The following is a 14,610-nucleotide window of genomic DNA, read 5'->3' on the forward strand; positions in this document are numbered from 1 at the left end:
CTCATCGGCCAGGCAGGTCACAGCGCGAACTCGACCTCGCCCTTGGCGATATCGGCGCGCACCAGCGTCACAGAGACCATGTCGCCTGGTTTTGCGCCTGCGGGGACGGGCGCGGATGCCGTGACGGCCGGATCTGCGATCTGAATCTCTGCACGGGTGCCGTCGTCTCCGCGGAGTTCGATCACGGTGGCGTCGATGCGTGAGCCGACGAGCGGGGTGAGCAGGGCTGCTTCAACGCGATTGACGGTGTCGGCGTTCAGGCGAGAGGCGCGCTGCGATGAGGCCTGCATGAGGGCGGGCAGTTCGCTCAGCGAATCGCGTGCCCATGACGGCACCTCCGAGCCTTCGGAGATGGCGAGGCAGATCGCCAGAGACCAGCGGTCGACGAGTCGGCGCAGGGGAGCGGTCGCGTGCGCATAGGGCGCCGCAATCGCCGCCTGCTCGATGTCTTGTGGCACGGAGCCGTCGAAGGCGACGTAACCCGCTCCGCGGAACAGCGCGGCCGCAGCCTCCAGTACCGGAAGCGTCAACGGATCCTCGCGGTCGAGGCTCCGGAGATACTCGCCGTACTCGCCGGACTTCCACGGTCTGCCGAGCGCTTCGGTCTGGTGGCGGAACGTATCGAAGGCCGCCTTGTCTGGCGCAGGCATGGTGCGCAGGATGCCGACCTTCGCGCCGATCATGAGCTCGGCGGCAGCCATCCCCGTCATCAGCGAAAGCTGAGCGTTCCATTCCTCGATCGGCAGCGGAGTTCCCCGCACGATCGAGTAGGTGCCGTCCTCATTCTGGACGACCTCTTCGTCGGGCATGTTCAAGCTCGCGCCGCCGCGCTCCTGCTCCTTGGCGATGCGCAGGTCGCCGATCTCACGCAGGAGTGACCCGGGGGATTCTTCGCCTCGATCGAGCGCGTGCTGCGTCGTTATGTAGTCGAGCTGCGCACGGGAGCGGATCAGCGCTCGTTCCAGGCGGAACTTCGCAACGGTCCCGTCGGAGGTGAGATCGAACGTCCAGACCAGGGCGGGACGATCCACATCGGGAAGCAGCGAAGCGTGGCCCTCGCTGAGGACCGTAGGATGCAGCGGAATGCGCCCGTCCGCCGCATAGAGTGTCTGGCCGCGTTCACGGGCCGCGGCATCGACGGCTCCGCCCGGTGTGACGAACGCGGGCACGTCAGCGATCGCATAGCGAACGACATACCCTGAATCGCTCTTCGCCAGGTGAAAGGCCTGATCCAGGTCCTTGGAGCCCTCAGGGTCGAGCGTGACGAACGGCACATCGCGCAGGTCGAGCCCGGGTGCGGCCGGTGACGCGGCCGCGGCCTCTGCCTCGGCGGCAGGCGAGAACTCCACCGGCACATCCAGGGCGGCGCGCAACGCGGCAAGCGCGGTTGCAAGCTCGCTCTGAGCGGCGGATGGGGCGACATGGGCGCGACGCTGAGGCATGTCATCAGCCTAATCACGGCTACCGTGGATGCTGCGGCACAGGCCGCGCGTAGAGCGGAGGACCGGATGAGAAAGCTCGCACTGCTTCTCGTGATGATGCTGGCATTGGCCGGCTGCACAGCGTCGCCAGCGGGTGATGCGGATGCTCCGGTACAGACCGTTCAGGTCGATGCCGCGAACATGCGCTTCACGCCGGATGTCATCGAGGTTCCGGTCGGCACGCGCCTGGTGATCGAGTTGAAGAACACCGACCCCTCGATGATGCACGACCTCGTCTTCGACAACGGCGCGGCGGGCACGCACCTCGCGCCCGGCGCAGCCGAGAAGATCGATGTCGGCGTCATCACCGAGGATCTCGATGGATGGTGCTCGATCTCGAACCACCGTGAGCTGGGGATGACGCTGACGGTGGTCGCAACCGAGTGACTTCGCGCTGGGAGCGCGGGGTCAGGCCGTCTTGCGGATCAGGATGCGCCAGCGCTCGGGCCCCTGGTCCAGGTAACGCGTGTGGTACGCGTCGCCGTGACGTGCCTGCAGCTGCGTGAGCAGCGGGACGGGGTCATGCGTTGCCGAGATGATCAGGGCCGAACCCGGCTTCAGCGATTCGATCGCGCCGAAGATCGACGCATGCCGAATCGCGTGGGGAATGGTCTGCACGTCGAGTTCGGGAAGCTCTTCATCAGCCTCACCGCAGGTGCACCCTGCAGTGGGGTTCTGGTCGACGGCTTCTTCTCTCGAACGCTGAATCTCGATGTGGCCCATGGCTGCTCCCGTTGACGGCTGACTGCTGGATATTTAACTATAATCAATCCCGTGGAAAAGTATGACGGCGAACCTCGGCGCACCGCCGAAGGACGGGCGCACTCATCGACCAGGGAGCGGCTGCTTCGCGAGGTCGAGGCACACCCTGAGGCGACCACTTCGCAGCTCGTCGAAGCCACTGGTCTCCACGAGAACACGGTGCGCGGACATCTGGAGCGTCTGCGATCGGACGGCCACATCAGGCGCGAACGCGACAGTGCGCTCGGCCGCGGACGTCCCGCGTGGCGGTGGCGGACGGTGCCTCCCGCACAGCTCGGCGCGTACGCCGGTCTTGCGGCGACGCTGGCATCCGCACTCGGGGAGGTCTCTGCAGAGCCTTCGGTGCCCGCACGGCGTGCCGGCCAGTCATGGGGAAGGCAGCTCATCGAGGAGCGGGGAGGCGCCGCAGACGCGGGCGACACCAGGGACGTGATCATCGAGATCATGCGCGAGCAGGGGTTCGCGCCAGACGACGGTGGAGACACCGTGCGGCTCCGTGCCTGCCCGCTTCTCGCGGCAGCATCCCGCAACGCTCAGGTAGTCTGTGCAGTGCACGAGGGGATGATCGACGGAATCGCTCGCGCGAATGGATCCGATCTGGAGAGCACGCTCGTTCCGTTCGCGCTGGACGGCGCCTGTGCTCTGCATCTGCGAGCTTCAGCGTGAGCGCCCTGGCGCCACGGCGCCGGCCTTCGTTCCGGTTGATCTGGATGCTGCCAGCAGGCGTCGCTCTGCTGGCAGGGCTGGATGCGGGCCTGCTCCTGCTCGGCCTTCCCGCGCCGATCGACGGCAGCAGGCTCCCCGAGGTGCACGGCATGCTGCTCGTGCTGGGATTCGTCGGCACGCTGATCTCGCTCGAGCGCGCCACGGCGCTTCGCCGCTGGTACGGGTATGCGGCACCGATGCTCCTCGGCCTCGGCGGACTCTTCCTGGTGGTACCGGCTGTTCCTCTGATCGTCGCGAAGTCCGTCCTCATCGCGGGGGCTGCGGCCTTCGTCGTCGTGTACATCCCCCTGTGGCGCCGGCAGTACGACGCCGCCCTGCTGACACAGCTGCTGGGCGCAGGGCTCGCACTGGTCGGTGCGATCCTCTGGCTGGTACCCGAGAGCATGGCGTACGTGCTGCCGTGGATCATCGGTTTCGTCGTGCTCACGATCGCCGCGGAACGGGTGGAGCTCGCTCGCATCACGATGGGCCCGCGGGCAGGTCGCTGGCTGCTCGTGCACTCCTGGGCGATGGTCGCAGCCCTGGTGACCGGGATCGTGCTTCCCGACGCTGGTGCGGTGCTGCTGGGCGTCGTGCTCATCTCCTTGACGGCATGGCTGGTGACCCATGACGTCGCACGCCGCACAGTGCGATCGACGGGTGTCACGCGGTACATGGCGGCTTGTATCCTGGCCGGTTATTTCTGGCTCGCGCTCGCCGGAGTCGTGCTGCTGCTCGGAAGCCCCGACACGCAGCCGCAGTACGACGCCGTCGTCCATGCGGTCTTCCTTGGCTACACGTTCTCGATGATCATGGCGCACGCGACAACGATTCTTCCGGCCGTCCTGGGCATCTCGCTGCCGTATCGTCCGGCATTCTGGGTCCCGGCGGCGCTGCTGCACGCGGCGCTGATCGTGCGCATCTTCGTCGGTGATGCATGGGGCATTCCCGCTGGCTGGCAGATCGGCGGCGTGATGGGTGTGATCGCCCTCGTGCTGTTCGTGCTCACTGCACTTTTCAGCGCCATTCACGGGACTCGAACGAGAGAGACGCACTGATGAGAATGTCCACTGCGCCACGCGCAGATGCCGAGAAGGCCCCAGGGCGCGGATTCTGGGCGGCACGTGACCTTCCCACCGCGATCTGGCTGATTCTGACCGTCATCGCCGTGATCGCGCACCGGGCATTGCCTGAGCCGCGGTGGCTGATGATCCACCTGCTCCTTCTGGGTGCGATCACGCACGCGATCATGGTGTGGAGCCAGTACTTCTCCTACGCGCTGCTGCGCAGCTCTGTGACGATACGGGACCGCCGCAGACAGAGCATCCGTCTGCTGCTCTCCAACGGCGGTGCAGCTCTCGTCTTCCTCGGCGTGCCTCTGGCGATCTGGCCGCTGTCCATCGCCGGTGCGGCACTGCTCATCATCGCGGTGAGCTGGCATGGGGTGAGCCTGCACGTCCGGGGGAAGAACAGCATGCCGGGCCGGTTCGGGCGCACCATCCGGTTCTATATTGTGGCCGCCGCCATGCTCGTTGTCGGTGCGGGCCTCGGAGGCTGGCTCGCACGCGGCGGTGCGCCGTCGAACCTGGTCCTCGCGCACGCTCTGCTGAACGTGCTCGGGTGGATCGGGATCGTCGTGGCCGGCACCGTCGTCAGCCTGTGGCCGACCATCCTCCGCACGCGCGCCGACGAGCGTGCACCGCTGGGTGCAGCCCGCGCGCTTCCGCTGCTCGCGGCCGGTGTGCTGATCGCTGCGGGGGGAGCCGTCGTCGAATGGCTGCCGCTGCTGGCTGCGGGCCTTGCCGCTTACTTCACCGGCCTCATCCTCATCGGAATCTCGCTGTGGCATGCCGCACGGCAGGCGCCACCGAAGAGCTTCGCTGCGCTGTCAGTGGGGATGGCCCTGCTGTGGTGGGCGGGCTGCGTTGCAGTCCTCATCGTGGGAACGATCGTTGTGAGCATCGAGGGCGGCGGCATCACGGGCCTTGCGCCCCTGTTCGACCAGACCGTGCCGTACCTCGTCGCAGGTTTCGCAGCTCAGGTGCTGCCGGGAGCACTCAGCTACCTGATCCCGGTCGTGCTCGGCGGCGGGCCCACCCCGGTGCGAGTCGGAACCGCGGCCTTCGACCGCTTCGGAGCGCTGCGAATCGCTGCTGCGAACGCCGCACTCGTCGTGTGCGCGCTTCCGGTGTCGAGTCTGATGCGAGTCGCAGCATCCATGCTCTATCTGGTGGCCATGGGGTCCTTCCTGGTCATCATGTTCGTCGCGATGCGCGCGCAGCGCCGCGCCAAGGCCGAGGGCCAGACGCTGGGTGAGGCAAGACGCGGCCCCATCGTGCCCGAGGGAGAACGCCCCGCCGGACACCGCGCAGGACAGGCCGTTGCCGGGCTGCTCGCGGTGGTCCTCACTGTCGCAGTGTGCGCGGTGATCGATCCGATCGGGCTCGGCTGGGGCGGGCAGGGCGGAGGTGATCCGGATGCTCCGGTGCAGGTTGTCCAGGTCGAAGCAGCCGAGATGCGCTTCACCCCGAACGTCATCGAAGTGCCGGTAGGCACACGGCTTGTGGTCGAACTGACCAACACGGACGACGAACTCGTCCACGACCTCGTCTTCGCCAACGGCACAGGGGGAACCCGTCTGTCTCCCGGTGACTCCGAGCGCATCGACGTCGGTGTGATCATCGAGGACGTCGACGGCTGGTGCTCGATCATCGGACATCGCCAGATGGGGATGACGCTCACGATCGTCGCCGTCGGCGCGCAAGACGGCACCACCAGCGACGACGCAGCGCACGATCACGACGGTGCGGACGCGTCCGGCGATACCGGCATGGACATGGGGATGGATATGGGCGCAGAGCCCGGTCCAGATTTCTCGCCCTACGATGCCGTGCTTCCACCGCTCCCGGCGGCAGACGGCCCGACCACGCACGAGATCACGCTCACAGTAGAAGACACCATCACCGAGGTCGCCCCAGGAGTGGAGCAGACGCTCTGGACCTATAACGGCACCGCACCCGGTCCGACGCTCCACGGCCGGGTCGGTGACACGTTCGAGGTGACCCTCGTCAACGACGCGACCATGGGACACTCGATCGACTTCCACGCGGGTGCGCTCGCCCCTGACGAACCCATGCGCACTATCGCGCCGGGGGAGAGCCTTACCTACACGTTCACGGCGACTCGGTCCGGAATCTGGATGTACCACTGCTCGACCATGCCCATGACCGCCCACATCGCCAACGGAATGTTCGGCGCTGTGGTGATCGAGCCTGACGACCTCCCGACGGTCGATCGCAGCTACGTGCTCATCCAGAGCGAGTACTACCTCGGTGCTGACAGCGGTGAAGTGGATGTCGATGCGCTCGCCGCAGAAGAGCCGGACCTCGTCGTCTTCAACGGGTATGCGAACCAGTACGACCACGCGCCCCTTCCCGCGACGACAGGCGAGCGAGTGCGCATCTGGATGCTCGATGTCGGCCCGAACCGCGCGTCCAGCTTCCACGTCGTCGGCGGCCAGTTCGACACGGTGTGGTCGGAGGGGCGGTACCTCATCGACCGTGCCGTCGACACTGGGTCGCAGGCGCTCGCGTTGCAGCCAGCGCAGGGCGGCTTCGTCGAGCTAACCTTCCCCGAAGCCGGTCACTATCCGTTCGTCTCCCACATCATGATCGATGCGGAACGCGGCGCCCACGGCCTCTTCGAAGTAACAGACTGACCTCATCGCCCGCAACCACTCACAGAGAGGTAGCGTGAAATCATGACCGCTGCACAGAAGGCACAGAAGCTCCGTTCGCTCTACGAGGCCCCAGAGATCCTCCGCGTCGTCAACGTCTGGGATGTCGTCTCAGCGAAAGCGATCGCAGAACTTGAACAGACCACCGCTCTCGCCACCGCCGGGCACTCGATCGCCGCGACATTCGGCTACCCGGACGGTCAGATCCCTCGCGAGCTCATGATCGACATGGTCGGGCGCATCGCGGCATCCACTGAGCTTCCCGTCAGTGCCGATCTCGATGACGGATATGGCAACGCGGGCGAGACGACACGTCTTGCGATCGCAGCGGGCATCGTCGGTGCGAACGTCGAGGACCGGCTCAAGCCGCTCGGCGAGTCCGTCGCGGTCGTTGAGGCGATCGTGAAGGCCGGCGAAGCCGAAGGCGTCCCCTTCGCGCTGAACGCCCGTACCGACGCCTTCGTGCGCGCAAACGGCCGACCTGTAGAAGACAGCATCGCGGATGCGATCGAACGAGGGCGCGCATTCCTCGAGGCGGGCGCGACCAGCGTGTTCGTCCCCGGGATCCTGGGCGCAGACGTCACCCGCGCGCTCGTCGAGGGCATCGGCCAGCGCAAGGTGAGCGTGATCGGCCTTCCCGGAGCGCTCACCGCTGCGGAATACGAGGCGCTGGGCGTCGCACGGATCTCGTACGGACCGACCACGCAGCGGGTCGCATTGACGGCCCTTCAGGACGTCGCCACGAGTCTCTACGCCGACGGAGTGATTCCCGAGGGAACGCGCGCGCTGAACTGACCCGTTACGCGTCACTAGACTTGACCCGTGGTCACTCGTCTTTCGAACTTCTTCCTTCGTACGCTCCGTGAAGACCCGGCAGGTGCCGAGGTCGCCAGTCACAAGCTGCTGATCCGCGCCGGGTACATCCGCCCTCAGGCGGCGGGCATCTTCGCCTGGCTCCCGCTCGGGCTCAAGGTCAAGGCGAAGATCGAGGCGGTCGTTCGCGAAGAGATGGCGGCAGCGGGTGCACAGGAAGTGCACTTCCCCGCTCTCATGCCTCGGGCGCCGTATCAGGCCACTGGCCGCTGGGACGAGTACGGGGATCTGCTGTTCCGGCTGCAGGATCGCAAGGGTGGTGACTACCTTCTCGCGCCTACGCACGAAGAGGCGTTCACCCTTCTGGTGAAGGACCTGTACTCCTCGTACAAGGACCTTCCGCTGACGATCTATCAGATCCAGGACAAGTACCGTGACGAGGCGCGTCCGCGCGCAGGCCTGCTCCGTGGTCGCGAGTTCACGATGAAGGACGCGTACTCTTTCGATTCCTCCGACGAGGGACTCGACACCAGCTACATGGCGCAGCGCGATGCGTATGAGCGCATTTTCCAGCGTCTCGGACTCGAGTACGCGATCGTGCAGGCGGATGCTGGCGCCATGGGCGGTTCGCGCTCAGAAGAGTTCCTGCACCCGACACCGGTCGGCGAAGACACCTTCGTTCGCACTGACGGCGGCTATGCGGCCAACGTCGAGGCGTTCACGACTGCCATCCCCGACGCCATCGGGTTCGATGACGCGCCCGAGGCGACGATCTTCGACTCGCCGAACACGCCCACGATCGAGACGCTCGTGGCGCACTCGAACGCCGTGCTCGAGGGGGAGTACACCGCTGCGGACACGTTGAAGAACGTCGTTCTCGCGCTGACGCACCTCGACGGCACCCGTGAGCTCGTGATCGTCGGAATCCCGGGCGACCGTGAGGTCGACGAGAAGCGCGCTGAGGTGGCCTTCGCGCCCGCAGAGGTCACCACCGCCACGGATGACGACTTCGAGAAGAACCCGCTGCTGGTCAAGGGGTACATCGGACCGTGGTCACCGACGGGCGCCGTGCTCGGCGAGGAGTCGGCCACCGGAATTCGTTACCTCGTGGACCCGCGCGTCTCCGAGGGCACCCGCTGGATCACCGGCGCGAACAGCGACCAGAAGCACGCGTACGACGTGATCGCCGGTCGCGATTTCGAGGCCGATGGAATCGTCGAGATCGCGAATGTCCGAGACGGTGACCCCGCGCCAGACGGATCTGGACCCGTATCGCTTGCGCGCGGTATGGAGATCGGCCACGTGTTCCAGCTCGGACGCAAGTATGCCGAATCTCTCGGGCTGAAGGTGCTCAACGAGAACGGCAAGCTCGTCACCGTCACCATGGGTTCCTACGGCATCGGTGTGACCCGAATCCTCGCGATCATCGCCGAGCTCAACAATGACGAGAAGGGCCTCATCTGGCCAGCATCCGTCTCGCCCTTCGACGTCCACGTCGTCGCCGCTGGGCGCGATCAGATCGCTTTCGAAGTTGCAGAGAAGGCCGCCGCTGACCTGGAGTCCGCTGGTCTCGATGTGCTCTACGACGACCGTCCGAAGGTGTCACCCGGTGTGAAGTTCGGCGATGCCGAGCTCGTCGGAGTCCCGCGGGTGCTCGTCGTCGGACGCGGCGCGGCTGATGGCCAGGTCGAGCTGTGGGATCGCCGCACGGGCGATCGCGACACGCTTTCGCTCGCGGATGCGCTCGAAAGGCTCGCTGCTCGCTGATCTCGTGACAGGCTGGAGGCATGAGCGAGCTGGCGCAAGACGAGCTGAAGACCGCGATCGACCACCTTCTGGACGAAACCGGCATCGGTCTCAACCGTTCGCTGATCCGCAGGATCGTGCGCACCGGCATCCAGCTGGGTGAAGACGATACTGATCGGCTCAACCTGAAGATCGCCTCCGCTGCCCTCGCAGAGATGCGCGATGCGTTCCGCCTCTTCACGCCGTACGCCGATGTGCCCAAGGTGACCGTCTTCGGATCCGCCCGTACTCAGCACGATGATCCGCTGTACGACCAGGCGCGGTCGGTCGCCGCGGCCCTCGCGGAGCGCGGGTGGATGGTGGTGACCGGTGCGGGTCCGGGCATCATGCAGGCAGCGGCGGAAGGCGCGGGGGAGAAGATGGCTCTCGGCGTCTCGATTCGACTGCCTTTCGAAGAGAAGCCGAGCGCTGTTGTCGCGAAGGACACGCAATCAGTCGAGATGAAGTACTTCTTCACGCGCAAGCTCATGCTCGTGAAGGAATCCACAGGGTTCATCTGCCTCCCCGGTGGCTTTGGCACGATGGACGAGATGTTCGAACTGCTCACGCTCCAGCAGACGGGCAAGGCGGAGCCGATGCCGATCGTTCTGCTGGACGAGCCGGGCGGGCGCTTCTGGCGAGGACTGGAGAAGTTCGTCGTTGAGACCCTCATCCCCGCAGGCGTCATCTCACCCGACGACCTCGACCGGGTGCTGATCACTGATTCGGCGGAAAAGGCTGTCGCCGAGATCACCGGCTTCTGGCACAACTACGACTCGCTGCGCTGGGTCGACGACGTGCTGGTCCTCCGCCTCAAGAACACGCCGACGGACGCTGAGGTCGAGCGCCTGAACGAGGAATTCTCCTCGTTGGTGACGGAAGGACGCATCGAACTCATTGATGCACTGCCCGCTGAAGTTGCCGACAAGGACGTCATCGATCTGCCCAGACTCGCCGTGCGTCTGCGGCAGCGCGAAGTGGGTGGGCTGTACCACCTCATCGACGCACTCAACTCGCTGCCTTCCGCAGGCTGACGCCGGCGCCTTCGGGCAGTACCGGAGTGACGGTCCGAATCCGCCGTGATCTGCGGATCGGGTATCGTTGTACGGATGCCGTGCGCGCACGATGCCGCGGTGAAGAGCTGAATATGGAGGCCGTCATGGAGATCGAACTGGGGTTGTTGCGCGGGATCGAGAAGGAGAAGGCGATTCCCTTCGATGAACTCGTCGCGATCATCGAGCAGGCCATCCTGACTGCCTACGGAAAGCACGTCTCAGAAGACGGCGCTGTGCCTGAGGGCGTGCGCGTCGAGCTCGACCGCAAGAGCGGACACGTCGCGGTTCTGCAGCCCGTCACCGACGATGAAGGCGCAGTGATCGGGGAAGAGGATGCCACACCCGGTGACTTCGGCCGCATCGCCGCATTCGCTGCCAAGCAGGTCATCAGCCAGCGACTGCGCGACATCGCGGATGAAGCCGTACTCGGCGAGTTCCGCGGCAAGGAAGGCGACATCGTCGCCGGCGTCATCCAGCAGGGGCCGAACCCGCGCATGATCCACGTCGATCTCGGCAGCGTCGAGGCGATTCTTCCCCCTGAGGAGCAGGTTCCTGGCGAGGAGTACACACACGGCTCGCGCCTTCGCGTCTACGTCACGAGCGTGGCGAAGGGGCTCAAAGGTCCGCAGATCACCGTGTCGCGCACGCACCCGGGGCTCGTCCGCAAGCTTTTCGCACTCGAAGTGCCCGAGATCGCAGCTGGTCTCGTCGAGATCATCTCGTTGGCGCGCGAAGCTGGACACCGCACGAAGATCGCCGTGAAGGCGAATGATCCGTCGATCAACGCCAAGGGCGCCTGCATCGGCGAGATGGGGCGGCGCGTGCGCGCTGTCACAGAGGAGCTCGCGGGGGAGAAGATCGACATCGTCGACTACGACGCGGACCTTGCGACATTCGTTGCTCATGCGCTCTCGCCGGCCAGGGTCACCAGCTCTTTCGTGCTGGATGCGGGCACGAAGGCCGTTCGCGCGCTGGTCCCCGACTACCAGCTCTCTCTGGCTATCGGCAAGGAGGGTCAGAACGCCCGTCTCGCGGCCAAGCTGACCGGAGCGAAGATCGACATCCAGCCCGACAGCATCCTGGACTGACCCGCAGGGCGCGGAGTTGTTCCCCAGCGGCACGGTGTAAGATGGAACCCGTACGAACGTGCGTTGGTTGTCGCATGCGTGCTCCACGTTCCGCCCTGATCAGGGTGGTGGCTCAAGACGAAACTCTCATCCTTGATGATCGTGCCGTCATGCCGGGCAGGGGTGCGTGGGTGCATCCGACGCAAGAGTGCCTGGAATCCGCCACACGGCGGCGGGCCTTCGCACGAGCACTCCGGGTGTCGCAGAACATCGGGTTTCCCGAAGACTTCGACACGCAGACCATTCAAGATCATCACCAGCGAAACAAAGGCTGAACGGCTATGGAAACAAAGTGAACGGCTCGAAATGAGACCCGTCCGCGACTAGTGGTCTGCCCTGTCTGGGCAGACCGACCCAGACAGGAGAATTGTGGCTGCCAAACCACGCGTACACGAGATTGCCGCCGAACTCGGCGTTGACAGTAAGGTCGCACTCGCGAAACTGAAGGAGCTCGGCGAATTCGTCAAGAGCCCCTCGTCGACGATCGAGCCCCCGGTGGCTCGCAAGCTCCGCGCTGCCATCGAGGCGGACGGGGCGATCAAGCTCAAGGCTGAGGAGAAGCCCGCTGCAAAGCCGGCGGCTGCCAAGTCCGGCCCCAAGGCACCGACCCCCGGCCCCAAGCCGGGTCCGAAGCCCGCACCAGAGGCGAAGCCGGTCGAGGCTGCGCCGGAAGCGGCAACCCCCGCGCCGGCAGCAGAGAAGCCGGCCCCCGAGGCTCCGGCGGCTCCCGCTGCTCCAGCGGCCGAGGCAGCTTCGTCGGCCGACACGTCGGCCGCGCCCAAGCCGGGTGCTCCGCGTCCGGGTAACAACCCGTTCTCGACTTCCCAGGGTATGGGCCAGCGTCCGGCAGGACCGCGTCCGGGTAACAACCCGTTCGCTTCTGCGCAGGGCATGGGCCAGCGCCCGACCCCCGGCAACATCCCGCGTCCGCAGGCTCCTCGCCCCGGCGCACCCCGCCCGGGCGCTCCTCGCCCCGGTTCCCCTCGTCCGGGCGCTCCTCGGGGCGGTCAGGGTGGTCGTCCCGGTGCTCCGTTCCAGCAGCGTTCGGGTGGACCCGGCCGGCCTGGTGGCGGTCCCGGTGCTGGTGCTCCCGGAGCACGTCCTGGCGGCGGCTTCGCCGGTCGCCCGGGCGGCGGCGGCGGTCGCGGTCGCGGACCCGGTGGTGGTACTGCCGGTGCTTTCGGAAAGGGAGGCGGCAAGTCCAAGCAGCGCAAGTCGCGTAGGGCTAAGCGGCAAGAATTCGAAATGCGGTCAGCACCGGTCGTCGGTGGCGTCAACGTCACTCGCGGCAACGGTGAGACGATCCGCATGCGCCGCGGTGCATCTATCGCTGACTTCGCAGACAAGATCGAGACCCTGACCGGATACACCGTCCAGCCGGGAACTCTCGTGACGATCCTCTTCAACCTCGGCGAGATGGCCACGGCCACCGAGTCGCTCGATGAGGCGACCTTCGAGGTTCTCGGTGCCGAGCTCGGCTACAAGATCCAGATGGTTTCTCCTGAAGACGAAGATAAGGAGCTCCTCGAGGGCTTCGGTCTCGACCTGGAGAAGGAGCTTGAGGAGGAGAGCGAGGACGACCTCGAGATTCGTCCTCCGGTGGTCACCGTCATGGGTCACGTCGACCACGGTAAGACCCGACTGCTCGACGCGATCCGCAAGACCAACGTCATCGAGGGCGAAGCCGGCGGCATCACGCAGCACATCGGTGCGTACCAGGTGTGGACCGAGCACGAAGACATCGAGCGCGCGATCACGTTCATCGACACCCCGGGTCACGAGGCCTTCACGGCTATGCGTGCCCGAGGCGCGCAGGTCACTGACCTCGCGATCCTCGTCGTGGCCGCTGACGACGGCATCATGCCGCAGACGGTTGAGGCTCTCAACCACGCGCAGGCAGCGGGCGTGCCGATCGTCGTCGCAGTGAACAAGGTCGACAAGCCCGAGGCCAACCCGGGCAAGGTGCGCCAGCAGCTCACCGAGTACGGTCTGGTCGCAGAGGAGTACGGCGGAGACGTCATGTTCGTCGATGTCTCGGCGCGCCAGGGAACAGGCATCCAGGAGCTTCTGGACGCAGTGCTGCTCGTTGCAGATGCAGGCCTCGACCTGACGGCCAACCCGAACAAGGCAGCGCGTGGTGTTGCCATCGAGGCGAAGCTCGACAAGGGCCGCGGTTCGATCGCTACAGTGCTGATCCAGTCCGGAACGCTCCACATCGGCGACTCGATCGTGGCAGGCACGGCATATGGCCGCGTTCGCGCCATGATCGACGAGAACGGCGAGGCTGTCGAGTACGCGGCCCCGTCGCGTCCGGTGCAGGTGCAGGGTCTGAACTCCGTCCCGCGTGCTGGCGACGTCTTCATCGTCACCGAAGAAGACCGCATGGCGCGTCAGATCGCTGAGAAGCGTGAAGCCGTTGAGCGCAACGCACTGCTGGCCAAGGCCCGCAAGCGCATCTCGCTCGAGGACTTCACCCGTGCTCTCGAAGAGGGCAAGGTCGAGACGCTCAACCTCATCATCAAGGGTGACGTTTCCGGTGCCGTCGAGGCGCTCGAGGAATCGCTGCTCAAGATCGAGGTCGATGACACCGTTCAGCTGCGCATCATCCACCGTGGTGTGGGTGCGGTCACAGAGTCGGATGTCAACCTGGCGACGATCGACAACGCGATCATCGTGGGCTTCAACGTCCGCCCTGACCCCAAGGCCCGTGAGGCTGCGGCTCGCGAGGGTGTGGATGTCCGGTTCTACTCGGTCATCTACTCCGCGATCGACGAGATCGAGAACTCCCTCAAGGGCATGCTCAAGCCGGAGTTCGAAGAGGTCCAGTCCGGTGTCGCCGAGATCCGCGAGGTGTTCCGCTCCTCGAAGTTCGGCAACATCGCGGGTGTCATCGTCCGCTCGGGAACCATTACCCGAAACGCGAAGGCTCGCATCATCCGCGAGGGCATCGTCGTCGCCGATGGTCTTGCTATCGAGTCGCTGCGCCGGTTCAAGGACGACGTCACCGAGGTCCGCACGGACTACGAGGCCGGTATCGGTCTCGGCAAGTACAACGACATCCAGATCGGCGACGAGATCGAGACAACCGAACTCGTCGAGAAGCCTCGCGGCTGATCTGATCGATTGTGAGGGGCGCCCACGGGCGC

12 protein-coding genes are annotated in these 14,610 nt (G+C 65.7%); 10 read left to right on the forward strand and 2 right to left on the reverse strand.

What is annotated here, in order from left to right:
• Positions 1-17: 17 nt before the first annotated feature.
• The gene (locus ACTU6U_RS04930; RefSeq protein ID WP_443468057.1) at positions 18-1,442 is read right to left on the reverse strand and encodes an RNB domain-containing ribonuclease; all 1,425 of its coding nucleotides are present in this window, start codon (positions 1,440-1,442) and stop codon (positions 18-20) included.
• 66 nt (positions 1,443-1,508) lie between these two features.
• Here ACTU6U_RS04930 and ACTU6U_RS04935 point away from each other — a divergent pair, with 66 nt between their 5' ends.
• Positions 1,509-1,868, forward strand: coding sequence for a cupredoxin domain-containing protein (locus tag ACTU6U_RS04935; protein WP_443468058.1), 360 nt, complete (start codon positions 1,509-1,511; stop codon positions 1,866-1,868).
• Between the two features lie 21 nt (positions 1,869-1,889).
• On the opposite strand, the gene ACTU6U_RS04940 is transcribed toward ACTU6U_RS04935, so the two are convergent.
• Positions 1,890-2,204, reverse strand: a complete 315-nt coding sequence (locus tag ACTU6U_RS04940) for a DUF2249 domain-containing protein (protein WP_443468059.1) — start codon at positions 2,202-2,204, stop codon at positions 1,890-1,892.
• A gap of 51 nt (positions 2,205-2,255) precedes the next feature.
• On the opposite strand from ACTU6U_RS04940, the gene ACTU6U_RS04945 reads away from it, so the two are divergent.
• The 9 genes from ACTU6U_RS04945 to infB all read left to right on the forward strand — a co-directional run bounded on the left by ACTU6U_RS04945 (position 2,256) and on the right by infB (position 14,578).
• Entirely contained in the window at positions 2,256-2,909 is a 654-nt protein-coding gene (locus ACTU6U_RS04945) for a helix-turn-helix transcriptional regulator (protein ID WP_443468060.1), read from the forward strand.
• Positions 2,906-4,006, forward strand: a complete 1,101-nt coding sequence (locus ACTU6U_RS04950; RefSeq protein ID WP_443468061.1) for a DUF8744 domain-containing protein — start codon at positions 2,906-2,908, stop codon at positions 4,004-4,006. The genes ACTU6U_RS04945 and ACTU6U_RS04950 overlap by 4 nt, the downstream gene beginning before the upstream one ends.
• A gap of 5 nt (positions 4,007-4,011) precedes the next feature.
• Positions 4,012-6,666 (forward strand): multicopper oxidase domain-containing protein, encoded by a 2,655-nt coding sequence (locus ACTU6U_RS04955; protein WP_443468062.1) that lies wholly within the window; start codon positions 4,012-4,014, stop codon positions 6,664-6,666.
• A gap of 42 nt (positions 6,667-6,708) precedes the next feature.
• Positions 6,709-7,479 carry an isocitrate lyase/PEP mutase family protein gene (locus ACTU6U_RS04960; RefSeq protein ID WP_443468063.1) on the forward strand — a complete coding sequence of 257 codons (771 nt, stop codon included), beginning with the start codon at positions 6,709-6,711 and terminating at the stop codon, positions 7,477-7,479.
• Positions 7,480-7,506: 27 nt separating this feature from the next.
• Complete coding sequence (locus ACTU6U_RS04965; protein ID WP_443468064.1) at positions 7,507-9,264, forward strand: proline--tRNA ligase; 1,758 nt, start codon at positions 7,507-7,509, stop codon at positions 9,262-9,264.
• Between the two features lie 20 nt (positions 9,265-9,284).
• A complete protein-coding gene (locus ACTU6U_RS04970) occupies positions 9,285-10,316 on the forward strand; it encodes an LOG family protein (RefSeq protein WP_443468065.1) in 1,032 nt (343 codons plus the stop codon).
• 125 nt (positions 10,317-10,441) lie between these two features.
• Positions 10,442-11,425, forward strand: a complete 984-nt coding sequence (gene nusA / locus ACTU6U_RS04975) for a transcription termination factor NusA (protein ID WP_443468066.1) — start codon at positions 10,442-10,444, stop codon at positions 11,423-11,425.
• Positions 11,426-11,466: 41 nt separating this feature from the next.
• Positions 11,467-11,739 (forward strand): YlxR family protein, encoded by a 273-nt coding sequence (locus ACTU6U_RS04980; protein WP_443468067.1) that lies wholly within the window; start codon positions 11,467-11,469, stop codon positions 11,737-11,739.
• Between the two features lie 94 nt (positions 11,740-11,833).
• A complete protein-coding gene (gene infB, locus ACTU6U_RS04985) occupies positions 11,834-14,578 on the forward strand; it encodes a translation initiation factor IF-2 (protein ID WP_443468068.1) in 2,745 nt (914 codons plus the stop codon).
• The last annotated feature ends 32 nt before the right edge of the window (positions 14,579-14,610 follow it).

The sequence above is a fragment of the Microbacterium zouquanmingi genome (assembly GCF_052266695.1).
Lineage (GTDB): Bacteria > Actinomycetota > Actinomycetes > Actinomycetales > Microbacteriaceae > Microbacterium.